19 protein-coding genes and 1 pseudogene are annotated in these 18239 nt (G+C 60.3%); 18 read left to right on the top strand and 2 right to left on the bottom strand.

Annotated elements, in window-relative coordinates:
* The 3 genes and pseudogenes from TU73_RS27050 to TU73_RS27060 form a co-directional block, all read left to right on the top strand.
* Positions 1-230, top strand: a pseudogene (locus TU73_RS27050) (hypothetical protein); the annotation flags it as partial.
* Positions 231-248: 18 nt separating this feature from the next.
* Entirely contained in the window at positions 249-1214 is a 966-nt protein-coding gene (gene araH / locus TU73_RS27055) for an L-arabinose ABC transporter permease AraH (protein WP_057014729.1), read from the top strand.
* 182 nt (positions 1215-1396) lie between these two features.
* Positions 1397-2200 carry an IclR family transcriptional regulator gene (locus tag TU73_RS27060; protein WP_057014730.1) on the top strand — a complete coding sequence of 268 codons (804 nt, stop codon included), beginning with the start codon at positions 1397-1399 and terminating at the stop codon, positions 2198-2200.
* On the opposite strand, the gene TU73_RS27065 is transcribed toward TU73_RS27060, so the two are convergent.
* Complete coding sequence (locus tag TU73_RS27065; RefSeq protein WP_014719540.1) at positions 2201-3253, bottom strand: NAD(P)-dependent alcohol dehydrogenase; 1053 nt, start codon at positions 3251-3253, stop codon at positions 2201-2203.
* Between the two features lie 181 nt (positions 3254-3434).
* On the opposite strand from TU73_RS27065, the gene TU73_RS27070 reads away from it, so the two are divergent.
* Positions 3435-4328, top strand: coding sequence for an AraC family transcriptional regulator (locus TU73_RS27070; RefSeq protein WP_057014731.1), 894 nt, complete (start codon positions 3435-3437; stop codon positions 4326-4328).
* A 168-nt stretch (positions 4329-4496) separates the two neighbouring features.
* Here the strand turns inward: TU73_RS27070 and TU73_RS27075 are convergent, their stop codons facing one another.
* Complete coding sequence (locus TU73_RS27075; protein ID WP_043047184.1) at positions 4497-6161, bottom strand: electron transfer flavoprotein-ubiquinone oxidoreductase; 1665 nt, start codon at positions 6159-6161, stop codon at positions 4497-4499.
* Between the two features lie 515 nt (positions 6162-6676).
* Between TU73_RS27075 and TU73_RS27080 the strand changes: the two genes are divergently transcribed.
* The 14 genes from TU73_RS27080 to TU73_RS27145 all read left to right on the top strand — a co-directional run bounded on the left by TU73_RS27080 (position 6677) and on the right by TU73_RS27145 (position 18235).
* A complete protein-coding gene (locus tag TU73_RS27080) occupies positions 6677-7426 on the top strand; it encodes an electron transfer flavoprotein subunit beta/FixA family protein (protein ID WP_057014732.1) in 750 nt (249 codons plus the stop codon).
* A gap of 16 nt (positions 7427-7442) precedes the next feature.
* Positions 7443-8372 carry an electron transfer flavoprotein subunit alpha/FixB family protein gene (locus tag TU73_RS27085; RefSeq protein WP_057014755.1) on the top strand — a complete coding sequence of 310 codons (930 nt, stop codon included), beginning with the start codon at positions 7443-7445 and terminating at the stop codon, positions 8370-8372.
* Between the two features lie 70 nt (positions 8373-8442).
* Positions 8443-9258 carry a substrate-binding periplasmic protein gene (locus tag TU73_RS27090; protein ID WP_057014733.1) on the top strand — a complete coding sequence of 272 codons (816 nt, stop codon included), beginning with the start codon at positions 8443-8445 and terminating at the stop codon, positions 9256-9258.
* Positions 9259-9267: 9 nt separating this feature from the next.
* The gene (locus TU73_RS27095; protein ID WP_046069126.1) at positions 9268-9630 is read left to right on the top strand and encodes a DUF4398 domain-containing protein; all 363 of its coding nucleotides are present in this window, start codon (positions 9268-9270) and stop codon (positions 9628-9630) included.
* Positions 9627-10439 carry an OmpA family protein gene (locus tag TU73_RS27100; protein WP_057014734.1) on the top strand — a complete coding sequence of 271 codons (813 nt, stop codon included), beginning with the start codon at positions 9627-9629 and terminating at the stop codon, positions 10437-10439. Before TU73_RS27095 ends, TU73_RS27100 begins: the two co-directional genes overlap by 4 nt.
* Before the next feature lie 208 nt (positions 10440-10647).
* Positions 10648-12087, top strand: a complete 1440-nt coding sequence (locus tag TU73_RS27105) for an aminotransferase-like domain-containing protein (RefSeq protein ID WP_005790467.1) — start codon at positions 10648-10650, stop codon at positions 12085-12087.
* Between the two features lie 93 nt (positions 12088-12180).
* The gene (locus TU73_RS27110) at positions 12181-12672 is read left to right on the top strand and encodes a hypothetical protein (RefSeq protein ID WP_057014735.1); all 492 of its coding nucleotides are present in this window, start codon (positions 12181-12183) and stop codon (positions 12670-12672) included.
* Positions 12673-12834: 162 nt separating this feature from the next.
* On the top strand, positions 12835-13089 hold the full coding sequence (locus tag TU73_RS27115; protein WP_043047177.1) for a YkgJ family cysteine cluster protein: 255 nt from the start codon (positions 12835-12837) through the stop codon (positions 13087-13089).
* A 41-nt stretch (positions 13090-13130) separates the two neighbouring features.
* Complete coding sequence (locus TU73_RS27120; RefSeq protein ID WP_057014736.1) at positions 13131-13736, top strand: START domain-containing protein; 606 nt, start codon at positions 13131-13133, stop codon at positions 13734-13736.
* 104 nt (positions 13737-13840) lie between these two features.
* Positions 13841-14077, top strand: coding sequence for a hypothetical protein (locus TU73_RS27125; protein ID WP_057014737.1), 237 nt, complete (start codon positions 13841-13843; stop codon positions 14075-14077).
* Between the two features lie 212 nt (positions 14078-14289).
* On the top strand, positions 14290-14631 hold the full coding sequence (locus tag TU73_RS27130; RefSeq protein ID WP_003193463.1) for a ribonuclease E inhibitor RraB: 342 nt from the start codon (positions 14290-14292) through the stop codon (positions 14629-14631).
* A 442-nt stretch (positions 14632-15073) separates the two neighbouring features.
* Positions 15074-16483: a circularly permuted type 2 ATP-grasp protein gene (locus TU73_RS27135; RefSeq protein ID WP_057014738.1), complete on the top strand. Its 1410-nt coding sequence runs from the start codon at positions 15074-15076 to the stop codon at positions 16481-16483.
* Positions 16484-16487: 4 nt separating this feature from the next.
* Entirely contained in the window at positions 16488-17438 is a 951-nt protein-coding gene (locus tag TU73_RS27140) for an alpha-E domain-containing protein (protein WP_046069119.1), read from the top strand.
* Positions 17435-18235, top strand: coding sequence for a transglutaminase family protein (locus TU73_RS27145; RefSeq protein WP_057014739.1), 801 nt, complete (start codon positions 17435-17437; stop codon positions 18233-18235). Before TU73_RS27140 ends, TU73_RS27145 begins: the two co-directional genes overlap by 4 nt.
* Positions 18236-18239 lie beyond the last annotated feature (4 nt).

The raw sequence follows: 18239 nt of genomic DNA on the forward strand, positions 1-18239 counted from the left end.
CCACCCGTGGCATCGATATCGGCGCCAAGTCAGAGATCTACCAGATCATCCATAACCTGGCGGCCAGCGGCATTGCGGTGATCGTGGTGTCCAGCGACCTGATGGAAGTCATGGGCATTGCCGACCGTATCCTGGTCATGAGCGAAGGCGCCCTGGCCGGTGAATTGCCCCGCGAGCGGGCGGATGAAGCACGGCTGCTGCAACTGGCACTCCCGCGTTCGCGGGCTTGAAGAATAAGAGGTGTGGGTATGTCTCAGGCAAAAACTGCAAAGGGCTTCTGGCCGGCGTTCAACCAGCGCAAATTTCTCGATGACTGGGTGATGCTGTTGGCGGCGTTGGGCATCTTTGTGCTCAGCGCGGTGTTTATCGACAACTTCCTTTCGCCGCTGAACATGCGCGGCCTGGGCCTGGCGATTTCCACCGTCGGCATTGCCGCGTGCACCATGCTGTTCTGCCTGGCGTCGGGGCATTTCGATTTGTCGGTGGGCTCGGTGATCGCCTGCGCCGGCGTAGTGGCGGGGATTGTGATCCGTGACACCGACAGTGTGGCACTTGGCGTGTCGGCGGCCCTGGCCATGGGCCTGGTGGTAGGGCTGGTCAACGGCATTGTGATTGCCAAGCTGCGCATCAATGCGCTGATTGCGACGCTGGCGACCATGCAGATCGTACGTGGCCTGGCCTACATCTTCTCCAACGGCAAGGCGGTGGGAGTGATGGATGAGCGCTTCTTCGTGTTCGGCAATGGCCAACTGCTGGGCGTGCCAGTGCCGATCATCATTACCGTGCTGTGCTTTGTATTCTTCGGCTGGCTGCTCAACTACACCAGCTATGGGCGCAACACCATGGCCATCGGCGGCAACCAGGAAGCCGCGCTGCTGGCAGGTGTGAATGTTGACCGCACCAAGATCATCATTTTTGCCGTGCACGGTTTGATCGGTGCACTGGCCGGGGTAATCCTCGCCTCGCGCATGACCTCCGGCCAGCCGATGATCGGCCAGGGCTTCGAGCTGACGGTGATTTCGGCGTGCGTACTGGGCGGGGTATCGCTGAGTGGCGGCATCGGCATGATTCGCCATGTGATCGCCGGGGTGCTGATTCTGGCGATCATCGAGAATGCGATGAACCTGAAGAACATCGATACCTTTTACCAATATGTGATTCGTGGCTCGATCCTGTTGCTGGCGGTGATAATCGACCGCATGAAACAACGCTAATGGGCGCCCTGTGAAGATCAAACTGTGGGAGCTGGCTTGCCTGCGATAGCGGTGTGTCAGCCAGCCTATCTTTAATTGACCCACCGGCATCGCAGGCAAGCCAGCTCCCACCTTGGATCTCCTGTGTTCTGGAGGGCGGTATTTGCCATAATGCCCGCGCTTTTTTATTTATAGGCCCAGATATGCAGGAAAACGCCCACACCCCCGTCAAAGACGCCGCCCCCACCGGCACCCAGACCCTGCTGCGCGGCCTGGGCGTGGTGCAAGCGGTGGCGGCCGGTGCGCGGGATCTCAAGGAGATCGCCCGGCGCATCGGCACCACCCGCAGCACCACGCATCGCCTGGCCAGTTGCCTGGTGGATGAGCGTTACCTGCGCGTGGTGCCGCAAGTCGGGTACCTGCTGGGGCCGAAGCTGATCGAGTTGGGGTTCCAGGCCCGCGAAGAGCTGCCATTGGTGAGCCTGGCGGTGCCGTATCTGGACGAGCTGTCGGCCTTGACGGGCGACACCATTCATCTGGCAATTCGTGAATACGACGACGTGCTTTACCTGCACAAGAACCCCGGTCGCAATGGCCCGGAGATGCGCTCGCGGGTCGGCCATCGCATGCCGCTGGCCCGCACCGGCATTGGCAAGGCATTGTTATTGGATGATTCGCCGCAGGAGTGGCAGCGCCTCTACGAAGTCAGCTTGCCGGCGGCAGGCAAAAACCTGCAATGGCCGCAGCACCCGGAGCAATCCTGGGCGCAATTCGAGCAGCGCATGGGTGAATATGTGGCGGGTGGTTATGCCTTCGATCTGGAAGATAACGAACCGTCGATCCGCTGTGTGGCGGCACCGGTGCGTGATGCCAGCGGGCGTATAGTCGCCGGCATCAGCATCGCCAGTACCGTGCCCTACATGCCGCTGGAAAAAATGGCCGAGCTGATCCCTGTGATCAAACAGGTTGCAGCCCGGCTGTCAGCGGAGTTGGGCGCGAAAGCCTGATCAGGCTTTCAGGCTCGCCATGTCGATGACAAAGCGGTACTTCACGTCACCCGCGATCATGCGTGCGTAAGCCTCGTTGATCTGGCGGATGTCGAGCATTTCGATGTCGCAGGTGATGTTGTGTTCGGCGCAGAAATCCAGGACTTCCTGGGTTTCGGCAATACCGCCGATCAGCGAGCCGGCCAGTACTTTACGGCCCAGCACCAGCTTGGCGGCGTTGACGGGCGGGTCCACCGGCTCGATCAGGCCGACCAGGATATGCACACCGTCAAAGCGCAGTACATCGAGGTAGGGGTTCAGGTCGTGTTGCACCGGGATGGTGTCCAGCAGGAAGTCGAAGTGCCCGGCAGCGGCTTTCATCTGCTCGGCGTCGGTGGACACGATCACATGATCGGCACCCTGACGACGGCCTTCCTCGGCCTTGCTCGCGGAGCGGGTGAACAGCGTCACTTCAGCGCCCATGGCCTTGGCGAACTTGATACCCATGTGGCCCAGGCCACCCATGCCGAGAATCCCGACTTTATCGCCGGCCTTCACGCCGTAGTGCTTGAGCGGCGAGTAGGTAGTGATGCCCGCGCACAGGATCGGCGCGGCGCTGGCCAGGTCGAGTTTGGCCGGGATCTTCACCACGAAGTGCTCGCTGACCACGATGCTGTCGGAATAACCACCCATGGTGTTGCTGCCATCCACACGGTCCGGGGTGGCGTAGGTCATGGTCGGGCCTTCGAGGCAGTATTGCTCGAGGTCTGACTGGCAGGCTTCGCAGTGGCGGCACGAGTCGACCATGCAACCGACGCCGACCAGATCGCCGACTTTATGTGCGGTCACGTTGGCGCCGACAGCGGTGACCTTGCCGACAATCTCGTGGCCCGGCATCAGCGGGTAAACGGCGATGCCCCACTCGTTGCGTGCCTGGTGGATGTCGGAGTGGCAGACGCCGCAGTAGAGGATCTCGATGGCCACGTCATCGACGCGTGGGCTGCGGCGTTCAAACGACATGGGGGCGAGGGGAGTGGTGGCCGACTGGGCGGCATAACCGATGGCGGTGTACATGCTAAACCTCGCTAAAGCTTGGACTGGGGAGGCGGCGCATTCTGCGCGCCGGCCCTGGGCGCGAACATGGCAAATGCTCCGAGTCTCATGCCTATTCGTCCGGGACTGGCATTGCTTTGGATTTATTCGCCGTCAGACCTGCGATGATGTTCTCATCCCTTGTTCACGAAGTTTTTTTGCCATGTTGTTGACCCGCCATCTCGACGCCAACGCCACGCTGGTGTCCCTGATTGAAGGGCTTGCGCCCCGCGACGGTTTTTCCCCGACCAACCTGCCCGGCGTGCAGGTATTGCGCGCCAGTTGCGACGTGGCGCGTGGGCCGCAGATCTATGAGCCAAGCCTGATGTTCGTGGCCCAAGGCAGCAAGGTTGCCTACCTCGGCCCGAGAACGCTGGAATATGGCGCCGGGCATTACCTGGTCCAGGCGATGCCGGTGCCGTTCGAGTGCGAGACCTTTGCCATGGCGCCTGGCGCGCCACTGTTGGGCGTGACGGTGGGTATCGATCGGGTGGTGCTGGGGGAGTTGGTCATTGCCATGGGCATGCAGGGCGGACCTCCGCCGACGGCGCAGACGTTGGAGTCGATGAGTTCGGTGGTGCTCGATGACGCCATGCGCGGGTGTGTCGAGCGGCTGTTGCAGTGCCTGCACGATCCGCTGGAAAGCCGGATCATGGGCCCGGCGCGGGTGCGCGAATTGCTGTTCACCGCGTTGCGTGGGCCCCAGGCGGATGTGCTGCGTGCGCTGGTAGAACAGCAAGGGCAGTTTTCACGGATCGCCACGTCGTTAAACCACCTGCATGCTCATTACGCCGAGCCGCTGAATATCGAGACGTTGGCCGGTTATGCCCATATGAGTGCCTCGACCTTTCATGAGCATTTCAAGCGCTGCACCTTGTTGTCACCGGTGCAGTACCTCAAGCGCCTGCGGTTGTTGAAGGCCCAGCAGTTGCTGCTGGTAGAGGGCATGAGCGTGGCGCAGGCGGCGCATAGCGTGGGGTATCAGAGCACTTCGCAGTTCAGTCGGGAGTACAAGCGCTATTTCCTGCGCAACCCGGGGGAAGAGCGGGCCGCCTGACATTACGAGGTCATTGTGGGAGCTGGCTTGCCTGCGATAGCGGTGGGTCAGCCATACATTTGGCACCTGAAGACCGCCATCGCAGGCAAGCCAGCTCCCACATTTTGATCTATGTCGCCCACAAAAAAGGCTCCCATCTCGGGAGCCTTTTGTGGTTAAGCGAACGACTTACATATTCGGGTAAGTCGGCCCACCCGCACCTTCGGGTGTCACCCAGGTAATGTTCTGCGAAGGGTCCTTGATGTCGCAGGTCTTGCAGTGAACGCAATTCTGGGCGTTGATCTGGAAGCGCTTCTCGCCGTCTTCCTTGGTGATCACTTCATACACGCCGGCCGGGCAGTAGCGCTGCGCCGGTTCATCGTAGAGCGGCAGGTTGGTGCCGATCGGGATGCTCGGGTCTTTCAACTTCAGGTGGCACGGCTGTTCTTCTTCGTGATTGGTGCCGGAGATGAACACCGAGCTCAGCTTGTCGAAGCTCAGCTTGCCGTCGGGTTTGGGGTAGTCGATTTTCTTGCAGTCTTTGGCCAGCTTGAGGCAGGCGTAGTCCGGCTTGGTGTCGTGCAGGGTGAACGGCATCTTGCCGCCGAGGATGTTCTGGTCGAACCAGTTGAAGCCGGCGCCGATGATCGGGCCGAACTTGTGCATCGCCGGGCCGAAGTTACGGGTGGCGAACAGCTCCTCATACAGCCAGCTGGCTTTGAAGCCATCGACATACGCGGTCAGCTCGTCACCGCCTTCGGATTCGGCGAACAGGCGATCAGCAACCGCATCGGCGGCGAGCATGCCGGACTTCATCGCGGTGTGGCTGCCCTTGATCTTGGCGAAGTTCAGGGTGCCGAGGTCGCAACCGATCAGCGCGCCGCCCTTGAAGACCATCTTGGGCAGCGAGTTCAGGCCACCTTTGCAGATCGCACGGGCGCCGTAGCTGACGCGCTTGCCGCCTTCCAGGTACTGGGCCAGTACCGGGTGGTGCTTGAGGCGCTGGAACTCATCGAAGGGCGACAGGAAAGTGTTGCTGTACGACAGGTCGACGATCAGGCCGACCACCACCTGATTGTTTTCCAGGTGATAGAGGAACGAACCACCGGTGTTCTCGGCGCTCATGATGTCCAGCGGCCAACCGGCGGTGTGCACTACCAGGCCTGGCTGATGCTTGGCGGGGTCGATTTCCCAGATTTCCTTCAGGCCGATGCCGTAGTGCTGGGCGTCGGCGTCGCTGTCCAGGTTGAAACGCTGGATCAACTGCTTGCCGATATGGCCGCGGCAACCTTCGGCAAACAGCGTGTACTTGCCACGCAATTCCATGCCCGGGGTATATACGCCTTCCTTGGGCTTGCCTTCACGGTCGACACCGAGGTCACCGGTGATGATCCCGCGAACCACGCCGTTCTCGTCGAACAGCGCTTCCTGGGCGGCGAAGCCTGGGTAGACTTCCACGCCCAGGTTCTCGGCCTGCTGGGCCAGCCAGCGGCACAGGTTGCCCAGGGAAATGATGTAGTTGCCTTCGTTGTGCATGGTCTTGGGCACAAAGAAGTCGGGAACCTTGGTGGAGGTATCGCTGCTGCGCAGTACGTAGATGTCGTCACGCACCACCGGGGTGTTGAGCGGGGCGCCGAGCTCTTTCCAGTCCGGGAACAGTTCGTTCAGGGCCCGGGGTTCGAACACGGCACCGGAGAGGATGTGGGCGCCGACTTCGGAGCCTTTCTCGACCACGCAGACGCTGATTTCCTTACCGGCTTCGGCGGCCTTCTGCTTCAGGCGGCAGGCGGCAGACAGGCCAGCCGGGCCAGCGCCGACGATGACCACGTCGAATTCCATGTATTCGCGTTCCACAGGCTATCTCCTACTCAAGGCTCAACAGGCTTTTTTTTCTAATGGGTGGAGGTTCGGCGGGGTTCTGCTCAACGGCAGCACCCACCTGTCTCTCTAGGTGGCGCATTATATATAGACCACTGGCAGCGTCCAATACAAACGTTTGTTTGAATTGCCCGCAGCCTAGGTAAATCAAAGCAACGGGGCTTATGACTGACCATTTTGCCGTATTGACCAGAATAGGCGTTCCGGTCAAGATACGGTCGGTTTTGCGCTTCCCGTAGGCAGACTGCAGGTTTCAAGAGCACGTCCAAAGGCCGGCCGAAGGTAAAAATGTGACGCGTACCCGAACACTGGGGCGCAGTTTACACGCCGCGATAAAGAATGACCTCTCAGTCACCACTGACGAACGGTCGTCACTTCCCGTGTGCAAGGCCACTGCCGAAGTCTTTGGAGGTGCCCTTGTGTGCCGATGAGCATCAACCGCCAGGTTCGCCTAGGCGACTTTCTTTTCACCGGAGAGTAACGAGGAATCCATGAAGGTTCTTGTAGCTGTCAAACGCGTTGTCGATTACAACGTGAAAGTTCGCGTCAAGGCGGACAATTCCGGCGTCGACCTTGCTAACGTCAAGATGTCGATGAACCCTTTCTGCGAAATCGCTGTGGAAGAAGCCGTACGCCTGAAAGAGAAAGGTGTTGCGACTGAAATCGTCGTGGTGTCCATCGGTCCGACCACTGCCCAAGAGCAGCTGCGTACCGCTTTGGCCCTGGGCGCCGACCGCGCAATCCTGGTCGAATCCGCCGAAGAACTGACCTCCCTGGCGGTTGCCAAGCTGCTCAAGGCCGTTGTCGACAAGGAACAGCCTCAGTTGGTGATCCTCGGCAAACAAGCCATCGACAGCGACAACAACCAGACAGGCCAGATGCTGGCCGCACTGACCGGTTACGGCCAGGGCACCTTCGCTTCGAAAGTCGAAGTGAACGGCGACAGCGTCGCGGTGACCCGTGAAATCGATGGCGGCGCGCAGACGGTTTCCCTGAAACTGCCGGCCATCGTCACCACCGACCTGCGTTTGAACGAGCCGCGCTATGCGTCCCTGCCAAACATCATGAAAGCCAAGAAGAAGCCTCTTGAAGTGCTGACTCCGGATGCTTTGGGCGTTTCCACCGCCTCCACCAACAAGACCGTCAAGGTTGAAGCGCCGGCAGCACGCAGCGCAGGCATCAAGGTCAAGTCGGTGGCTGAACTGGTCGAGAAACTGAAAAACGAAGCGAAGGTGCTTTGAATTGGAGAGCCTGATCATGACTATCCTCGTAATCGCCGAACACGATAACAAGGTGCTGGCCCCGGCCACCCTGAATACCGTGGCCGCCGCCGCTAAAATCGGTGGCGACATCCACGTATTGGTCGCCGGCCAAGGCGCTGGTGCCGTGGCTGAAGCTGCTGCGAAAATCGCGGGCGTAAGCAAAGTCCTGAACGCTGACAATGCCGCCTACGCGCATCAGTTGCCAGAAAACGTTGCGCCGCTGGTTGCAGAGCTGGGCGCTGGCTACAGCCACATCCTGGCTGCCGCCACCTCCAATGGCAAAAACATCCTGCCACGGGTTGCCGCGCAGCTGGACGTTGACCAGATCTCCGAGATCATCTCGGTAGAAAGCGCCGATACCTTCAAGCGCCCGATCTACGCCGGTAACGCCATCGCCACCGTACAGTCCAACGCTGCGGTCAAAGTCATCACCGTGCGCGCCACCGGTTTCGATCCGGTTGCCGCCGAAGGTGGTTCGGCCGCCGTTGAAGCCGTCTCTGCTGCCCACGACGCTGGCACGTCCAGCTTTGTTGGCGAAGAGCTGGCCAAGTCGGATCGCCCTGAGCTGACGGCTGCCAAGATCGTCGTTTCCGGCGGCCGCGGCATGCAGAACGGTGACAACTTCAAGCACCTGTACGCCCTGGCCGACAAGCTGGGCGCTGCGGTCGGCGCTTCCCGCGCAGCCGTCGACGCAGGTTTCGTACCCAACGACATGCAGGTCGGCCAGACCGGCAAGATCGTTGCCCCACAGCTGTACATCGCTGTCGGTATCTCCGGCGCGATCCAGCACTTGGCCGGTATGAAGGACTCCAAGGTGATCGTCGCGATCAACAAGGACGAAGAAGCGCCGATCTTCCAGGTGGCCGATTACGGCCTGGTGGCGGACTTGTTCGAAGCCGTACCTGAGTTGGAGAAGCTGGTCTAATCCAGTCGCTTCACTTATAAAGAGCCCGGTCTAATGACCGGGTTTTTTTATTTATCAGGGGATCCTCGCCATGGAACTGCGTCCTTGCAGCGTATTGCTCGCCTTCATGCTGCTGCCAAGTCTGTCACTGGCCGCCGGCAAGTGCGAGCGCCTGGTGATCACCGGCAGCCCGGATGCCCCACCTTTGTTGTGGCGTGACCCCCAGGACCCGACGCACCTGATCGGCGCTACTGCCGAGGTGCTGCAACAAGTGGGCAAGGACCTTGGGCTGAAAATCGACCTGCTCTACGGCGGCAAACGCTCCCTGGCCCTGGATGAAGCGCGCAGCGGGCGCATGGACATCCTCGCCGACGCGCCGCTGAACCTTGGTGAACTGGACAACTTCGACTACATCCATCCGGCGTTGATGCAGACCGATTACCTGGTCTGGACGCGCAAGGATTCACAACTGGCCTACACCACGGTGGCGGACCTGCACGGCCACAAGGGCGCGGTATCGCAGCGCGCCCGCTTGAGCGCTGAATTCGAAACCTTCGCCGGCCAGCAGCTCAGCCTGCAACGCCTGCCCAATCTGACGCCGGCATTCCAGAAACTGTTGCTGGGTGAGGTGGATTACGTGCTGGCCGGGCGCTATTCCGGCATGGCCATGGCCCAGACCTTGGGCATGAGTGACGACCTGGTCGCCCATGAGGTGCCTGTCGATCAGCCCGGCTTGTACCTGGCGATTTCCCACAACTCGGCGTGCAATGATCCATGGCTGCGCGGACAGTTGGCGAAAAAGATGACAGAATTGCCCGCGTCCGGTATCGCGCAAGCCGCGCTGCAGCGCAATCTGGAGCGCTGGAAGGCGCAACTGCAACAACCCGTCGGCACCCCAACACAGTAGGGATTTACAGTGATTTTTCGACCTCTTTTCGCGGCCCTCGCCGTTGTCGCTCTGGCGGGATGTGCAACCGATCCTGCGCCGAATGAACAAATGCGCCTGACCCAGCAAGCCTTGGAGCAAGCCACCGCGGTCGGGGTCAACGCTGACGAATCGCCCGAGCTGAAACTGGCCGAAGAAAAATTCGCCAGGGCCAAGGCCAACATGGCCGACCAATCCTACAAGCGCGCGCGTATGCGGGCCGAACAGGCTGAGCTGGATGCGCGTCTGGCCGAGGCTAAAGTGCTCACCGCCAAGAGCCAGGAGCAATTGAACGTGCTCAATACCCGCATCACCCGCCTGCGCAAGCAATTACAGTTAGGGGATGCGCAATGAGCCCGATGATCCGTGGTTTGGGCTGTGTGTTGCTGCTGGGCAGCGCAGCCCTCGGCGGGTGCGCCAGCCAGCCCAGCAGCGAGCAGGCGCTGCAACAGGCCGGCGATGACTTCCAGAAGGTTAAGGAAGACGCCAATGTGCTGCGCTTTGCACCCAAGGATGTGATTCGCGCCGGCGAGTCCCTGGCCCGTGCCGATCGCTTGTCCAGCTACTGGGGCAGCGGCGCCGATGTGGTGCATTACGCCTACCTCAGCCAGCGCTACAGTGCCATCGCCCGCGAACACACCGAGCAAGGCCTGAACGCCGAACGTGGCGCCCAACTCGAATTGGAACGCCAGCGCCTGCAACTGGCCCTGCGCGAAAACAAACTGGCCAGCGTGCAGCAACAGGGCAAGTGGGTTGAAGCACAGATTGCCAGTCTCACCACCCAGACCGACCGTGGTCTGGTGATGACGCTGGGAGATGTGCTGTTCGACACCGGCGAAGCGGAACTGGCCAACTCGGCCAACCGCACGGTGTTGAAGATCGTGCAATTCCTGCAACTGAACCCCAAGCGCCGGGTGCGCGTCGAGGGTTACACCGATAACACCGGGGGCGAGCAGGAAAACCTCAAGCTGTCCCGCGACCGTGCCCAATCGGTGGCGGACCTGTTGATGGACCTGGGTATCGATGACAAGCGTATCGAGGCCCAGGGTTATGGCGATCAGTACCCGGTAGAAGCCAACGCCTCCGAACGAGGCCGCGCACAGAATCGCCGGGTGGAAATCGTATTCTCCGACGAGAAAGGCCAACTGGGCGCAGCCCGCTAACAGCCAGGCCCGGGTCAAAATGTGGGAAGGGGCAAGCTCCCTCCCACATTTTTTCTGTGCTCTACGAATGCTGCCCCAGCACCATTACAGTTTTTGCTGTCACTCCCACTCGCGCTCGACTATTGTGGCAACTGTCCCCGTACACTTCTAAACTGTGCTGGTATGTTTCACACAAAAATAAAATACCCGTGAAATCGAGTGCTGCGTCATGACCAATCTGTTGCTTTACCAGCGTATTGCCCAGCAACTGGCTGAGGACATCCGACGCGGAGTCTACCAACCGGGGGAGCGCGTGCCGTCGGTGCGCAAGATGAGTTCCCAGCTCAATGTGAGCCATGCCACGGTGCTGCAGGCTTATGCCAACCTGGAAGACCAGGGGCTGATCCGGGCGCGGCCGCAGTCGGGCTATTACGTGCACCAGACACCTGCACTCACGGCGCCGACGCCAGACATCGCACGGGTCGAGCGCCCCGGGTTGGTCACCCGCAGCAGCATTATCCAGCAGGTATTGGTCGAGTCGCGTCGTGAAGGGGTGTTCCCCTTGGGCGCCGCGGTGCCGAGTGTCGACTATCTTCCTGTACGGGCGCTGCACCAGCAGTTGGCCAAAGTCACACGGTTCCAGAGTCCGCGAGCGTTCAGCTACATGTTCAGCCCCGGCTTTGAACCGCTGCGCCGCCAAGTGGCGATCCGCATGCGCGATGCCGGTGTGGTGGTGGACCCCTCCGAGGTGGTGATCACCCACGGCTGCGTCGACGCGTTGCAGATGTCCTTGCGTGTGCTCACGCGGCCTGGCGACCTGATCGCCGCCGAATCACCGACTTACTACGGCTTGTTGCAACTCGCCGATTTGCTCGGCCTGAAAGTCATCGAGATCCCCAGCGACCCAGCCACGGGCATGAGCCTGGAAGCCCTGCAACTGGCCGCCAACCAGTGGTCGATCAAGGCGCTGGTGCTCACCACGCGCCTGAGCAACCCCCTGGGTGGCACCATGCCCGAGGAGCGCCAGAAACAACTGCTGCGCCTGGCGTCGGATTTCGATATCCAGATCGTCGAGGACGATATCTACGGCGAGCTGATGTTCGAACTGGGCCGCACCAAGGCTCTGAAAGCCTACGACCGCCTTGACCGGGTCATCTACTGCTCGAGTTTTTCCAAGACCTTGTCCCCGGGTGTGCGCATCGGCTGGATGATCGCCGGCAAGTACCAGCAGGAGATCCAGCGCCTGCAGATGTTCAGTACCCACTCAGCATGCAGTGTCACCCAGATGGGTGTCGCCGCTTACCTGGAAAACGGTGGCTACGATCGCCACCTGCGCTACATCCGCCAGGAATACCGCAAGAACCTGAGCGCCTTCCAACTGGCGGTGCAGCAATATTTCCCCGAAGGCACCCAGATGACTCGTCCAACCGGCGGCTTTATCCTGTGGGTCAGTTTGCCGGGTCGGGTCAATACCCAGGAACTGCACGTGCGTGCCCTGCAACAGGGCATCAGTATTGCGCCGGGGCTGATCTTCAGTAATACGGAACAGTTCAACCACTGTATTCGCCTCAACTGCGGTACCCCCTGGAACCGCGAGGCAGAGCGGGCGTTGATGACCTTGGGCATGCTGGCCAGCCAGTTGTGCCAGGAGACCGCGGCGGGTTTTTGAGGCGTGCAAAGGGGACAGCATTGATCTGCGCCCTTGTCATGCCGTGCACAACAAGCGAGCATATGGCCTTCTGCTGTTAACGCTGTTGGCGATATGACATCTATTTTTCGCGTTACCTTGGTGATTGGCTTGTTGAGCCTGTGCAATGTTAGCGGGGTGCTGGCAGCCACGCCGGTGGGTGATAGCACGCCGGCTGCCAGTGTTGAGCAGAAGGCCTCCGTGAAGAAGCCTGCGCCCGTGAAAAAAGCCCCGGCCACACAGAAAAAAGCCGCAGCGAGCAAAAAGCGCGCGCCCGTTGCGAGCAAGTCCAAATCTGCCCATGAAGTCGCCCAGACTAAATTGCCGCCGGCACAGTTGGACCTTTCGCTGCCCTCGGACATGGTCAGGCTGTTGCAGCCCATCGGCACCATGCCCAAACCCAAGAGCGTGCCCTTGCTGCCGCCGATGTTTGGCGAAAAGCCCACCGACAACAGTGCGTTCCAGATCAACGGCCGCTTGCTCAGCAATGAGATGAAGCTGCAACTGCGCAACGATGAACGCCGTGATGTTGAAGGCGCCGCGCTGGATTTCGAATTCAAGCAATAAACTTTGCCGCTACGCGTGACCCGGGTTGCCGACCATCTGTCGCAGACTGGTCGGTCACTTTTGTTTTGCGCGAAAAACCCCTGTTTGACCATTTTAAAACGGCTGTTTAAGGGCGTACTCTAGCCCGGCCATCCCTATTGAGTCGTCGAGGACCTGCTGGTCATGAAATGCCGTGAAGGCTGTGGCGCATGCTGCATCGCCCCCTCCATCAGTTCGCCGCTGCCCGGAATGCCCCAGGGCAAGCCTGCAGGCGTTCGCTGCCTGCACCTGTCGGTCGGGCAACTGTGCCAGCTGTTCGGCCTGCCTGAACGGCCGGCGGTGTGCAGTGATTTCAAGGCTGATATCGAGGTCTGTGGCAATGACCAGGCCGATGCCATTCGCTTGATCGGCTGGTGGGAGCAGATGACGGCGGCTTGATGGGTTTTACTATTGGAACTTCAACAATAAGGAATACAACAATGGGTTCGCTGAAACGACTGGTCGTGTTGTGCGGTTTTACGCTGCTGTTTGCTGCTACTGCCCAGGCTGAAGAATGGCAAGTGGCCAAGGACGAAGACGGTATCAAGGTGTCCCTGAGCGAAGTTGCCGGCTCCAAGTACAAAGCGTATCGCGGCGTGACCGTGATCAAGGCGCCTGTGGCCAAGATCGTTGCATTGCAGGAAGACGTAGTGGGTGCCTGCGCATGGATTCACGAGTGCAAATCCCAGAAACTGGTCGACAAGAAAGGCGACGAGGCCTGGACCTACACGCAATTCAAGGCACCGTTTCCGGTGAGTGATCGTGACTCGTATATTCATGTCACAACCGCTAAAAACGCCGATGGTAGCGTAACCCGCACCTTGCAGGGCGTGCCTACCTACAAGCCGGAAGAAAAAGGCTATGTGCGGGTCGCTCAGGTCGAAGGCTTCTGGAAACTGGTGCCCAAAGGCGCCAATGAGACCGAAGTGACCTACCAAGTGCACACCGAGCCGGGCGGCAGCGTGCCGTCGTGGTTGGCCAACAAGTTCGTGGTGGAAGCGCCGTTCAATACCCTGAAGGCCCTTAAGGGACGCGCTGAAAAATAAGCGCAACTGATCCGGTGCCTCCTGCCTTGGGTGGAACGTTTGGCGAAGCCTCAAGGTCCAGATAGATGTAAACCCACACATGGGGTTTTATCGAGGAGGCACCGATGCCGAAGTGGAATGTTTCTTTCATCAATGACCGTGGCGAGCCGGTAGTCGAGCAATTCGACTGCGAGTATGAGCCGACGCTGGAAGAAGCCGCACAGATGGTGCGGGTGCGCGTGTCGCCGGTGTTAGAAAAGCTGGACCTTAACGATCTTGCCGACCGTGTTCCCGATCCCACGGTCAAGAGCCTGCATGATCAAAATGGTATCAAGGACCTCAAGGTCGAACCCGCGGCCTGAATATTTCCGTTAGACCCATCAAGCACCTCTGGTGGAGGTGATAGCTTCGCGCTACTCTGCAATCGAGATCAGCGAATGAATCGCTAAGGTCTGGTCTTGTCAGCTACATGCTTGTTTTCCAGCGGTGTTGTTCCTGCCGTAGTACTCGCGCCAGTAGGGCGCGAGCTTCGGGAAGCACGGAAAGTCTATCCATCATTTGAGGAGCACTTTTCATGAGCACAGCCTATCAAGAAGACATCAGTACCAACGTCCTGCGCCGCATGAAAGAAGGCGGCTTCGATTTCTCGCGTTTTCACCCCATTGAGTTCTACGCCATTTTCCCGGATGAGGAACGGGCGCGCAGGGCTGCGGGTCGATTTCGTGGCGAATCCCTGAATGCCCAGGTCAGCGCGCGCGACGATGGCGCCTGGTACCTGGAACTGAGCAAAATCATGTTTGCAACCTACGACGGCATAGGAGACTTCGAGCAAGACTTCGAGGCGGTGGTCGAGCCCCTGGGCGGGATCATCGAAGGATGGGGCGTGAAGCAGGAGGTGCGTGGGTTACCCATGTAGTTGGTTTTATGAGCAGCGCAGCGTATCGGCTGACCTTTGGGTCGGCCGATTTTGTTTGGGGGGTGACCTGCACGGGTTTTGTTACATGCAAAAAAAAGCCACCCCAGTAGGGTGGCGGAAAGGGAAGCTCGAGGGAGCAGATCAGTACACGAAGTAACACAGTACCGCTTGCACAAAGGGTTTCGCTGTAGGACATGTCCTGTTCAGCTGATGGAGGTGATTATCCGTAGCGCCAGCCGGGCAGTGAAATCAACTCTGGCTATGCGATCGATAGCCAAGGGCCGCGTTGCAATGAAGCGTGCGACAGGCAACGGGCACGTTCTACGCACCGGGATGGTGCGACGAATCCACCTGAATTATTCAACTTATTGATTATTAAGTGTTTATGCCGCTGGCACGGGCCTTGCGAAGATTCTCGCGTCCGGGTGACAAGGAGTACGGCATGAACCGCACTTATTACGATGAAATGTACGATGGGGCAGGGCAGGTCCGTCCTCATTACCGCGAGTTCGCCCGCTGGTTGGCCGACACTCCCACGGAATTGCTGGCCCAGCGTCGGCGCGAAGCCGATTTGCTGTTCCACCGCGCCGGGATCACCTTCACCCTCTATGGGGATGAGCTGGGCACCGAGCGCCTGATTCCCTTCGATACCATTCCGCGCAGTATTCCGGCCAGCGAATGGCGGGTTGTCGAGCGCGGCTGCATCCAACGGGTCAAGGCACTGAACATGTTCCTCGCCGACCTGTACCACGGCCAACGCATTATCAAGGCCGGCATTATTCCCGCCGAGCAGGTACTGGCCAATGAGCAGTATCAGTTGGCAATGCAGGGCCTGGACCTGCACCGCGATCTGTATTCCCACATTTCCGGGGTCGACCTCGTACGCGATGGTGACGGCACTTATTACGTACTGGAAGACAACCTGCGCACGCCCAGTGGCGTCAGCTACATGCTCGAAGATCGCAAGATGATGATGCGCCTGTTCCCGGAACTGTTTGCGGCCCAGCGCATCGCGCCCATCGACCACTACCCCAACCTGTTGCTCGATACCCTGAAAAGCGCCAGCCCCCTGGATAACCCCAGCGTGGTGGTGCTGACCCCGGGGCGCTTCAACAGCGCGTTCTTTGAGCATGCCTTTCTTGCCCGGGAAATGGGCGTGGAACTGGTGGAGGGGGCGGACCTGTTCGTACGCGACGACCACGTGTTCATGCGCACCACCGATGGCCCAAAGGCCGTGGATGTGATCTACCGCCGCCTCGATGATGCCTTTCTCGACCCGTTGGCCTTCAACCCGGACTCCATGCTCGGCGTGCCCGGCCTGCTTGCGGCCTATCGTTGCGCCAATGTGGTGCTGGCCAATGCCATCGGCACGGGAGTGGCGGACGACAAGTCGGTTTACCCGTTCGTCCCTGAAATGATTCGCTTCTACTTGGATGAAGAGCCGATCCTGCAGAACGTTCCGACCTTTCAATGCCGTAATCCCGACGAATTGTCCCACGTACTGGCCCACCTGCCCGATTTGGTGGTCAAGGAAACCCAGGGCTCCGGCGGCTATGGCATGTTGGTTGGCCCGGCGTCCACGGCGGCGGAAATCGAAGCCTTCCGCGCTCGCATCAAGGCCAAGCCCCACGCTTATATCGCGCAGCCGACCCTGTGTTTATCCACCTGCCCGACCTTTGTCGAAAACGGTATCGCCCCACGGCATATCGACCTGCGCCCGTTCGTGCTGTCCGGCAAGGAAACCCGCGTGGTGCCCGGCGGCCTGACCCGCGTGGCCCTGCGCGAAGGGTCGCTGGTGGTCAACTCGTCCCAGGGCGGCGGCACTAAAGACACCTGGGTGGTCGAGGACTGATGCCATGTTGAGTAGAACTGCCTCGGATTTGTACTGGATGTCGCGCTATCTGGAACGTGCCGAAAACCTCGCACGCATGCTCGACGTCAGCTATTCGCTGTCGCTGATGCCCCAGGATGGGCGCGGCGACGGCCTGCACGAACTGGCCATGCCGTTGTTGATCACCGGCACCCTGGAGGATTACCACGAGCGCCACGGCCAATTGCATGCCGAACGCCTGCTGCACTTTTTCGCACTGGACGCGGCCAACCCGGCCAGCATCTACAGTTGCCTGGGCGCTGCGCGGGCCAGCGCCCATGCGGTACGTGGGCGAATCACCGCCGACATGTGGGAAAACATCAACGCCACTTGGCTGGACATTCGCGATATCGCCCAGCAGGGGCTGAGCCGATACGGCATGAGCCGGTTTTGTGAGTGGGTCAAGGAGCGTTCCCATCTGTTCCGCGGCGCCACCTACGGCACCATCATGCGTAACGATGCCTTCCGCTTTATCCGCCTGGGCACCTTTATCGAGCGCGCCGATAACACCCTGCGCCTGCTGGATGCGCGCTACGAAATGGCCGGCGACCAGGCCGCGTCGGTCAGCGATGGCACGGCTCACGCGTATTACCAATGGAGTGCACTGCTGCGTGCGTTGTCGTCGTTCGAGGCCTACACCGAGATTTATCGTGATGCGCCGGGGTCCCGGCAAGTGGCTGAACTGCTGCTGTTACGCGCCGATGTCCCGCGCTCGCTGCGGGCCTGCAGCGAGGAAATCGACCAGGTTCTCGCCAGCCTGCCTGGCCTCAACGGCCGCCCGGCCCAGCGCCTGGCCGCCGAGATGGACGCGCGCCTGCGCTTTACCGCGATCGACGAAATCCTCGAGGAAGGCCTGCATGCCTGGCTGACCGACTTTATCCCCTTGGTCCGCCAGTTGGGCGACGCCATCTACAGTTCCTACCTGGAGGCGGCATGAGACTCTCCATCAGCCACGAAACCACCTACCATTACCAAGACCAAGTGCGCGCCAGCATCCAGTACCTGCGCCTCACGCCCCATGACAGTGAACGCCAGCGCGTGTTGAGCTGGCAGCTCGACCTGCCCCGCCCGGTGCGGGCGCAGGTGGACCCCTTCGGTAATATCCTGCATGTGCTGACCCTGGACGAACCCCACGACGCCATTATCATCGGCGCCCGTGGCCAGGTGGAGATCGACGAGTTGCGCGAGGCCGAACACGAAAGCCAGTCTGCCTGGCCGTTCCTGCGCTGCACGCGCCTGACCGAACCCGATGAAGCCCTGCGCCGGTTTGCCGAGCAGCATTGCCAGCAGCGTCGCGACCGAACGGCGCTCATCGATCTGATGCAGGCCCTCAACCAAGCGATGATCTATACGCCGGGGGCTACCGAAGTCGACACCTGTGCCGCCCAGGCCTTTGCAGGCGCTGCGGGCGTGTGCCAGGACCATACCCATGCATTTCTCGCCTGCGCACGCAGCCTGGGAGTTCCTGCGCGGTATGTGTCGGGGTATTTGTACACCGAAGACTGCGCACATCTGGCCAGTCACGCCTGGGCCGAAGCCTGGCTGGATGACGCCTGGTACAGCTTTGACGTGACCAACCAACTGGCCCGGCCGGAGCGGCACTTGAAACTGGCCGTGGGCCTGGACTACCTCGACGCCTGCCCGGTACGCGGCATGCGCCGTGGGGGCGGGCATGAGCAGATGCATGCCAAGGTATTCGTGGCACCGACCGTGGTTTCAGTGCAGCAGCAATAACTTT

This window comes from Pseudomonas libanensis (assembly GCF_001439685.1).
Classification (GTDB): Bacteria; Pseudomonadota; Gammaproteobacteria; order Pseudomonadales; family Pseudomonadaceae; genus Aquipseudomonas; species Aquipseudomonas libanensis.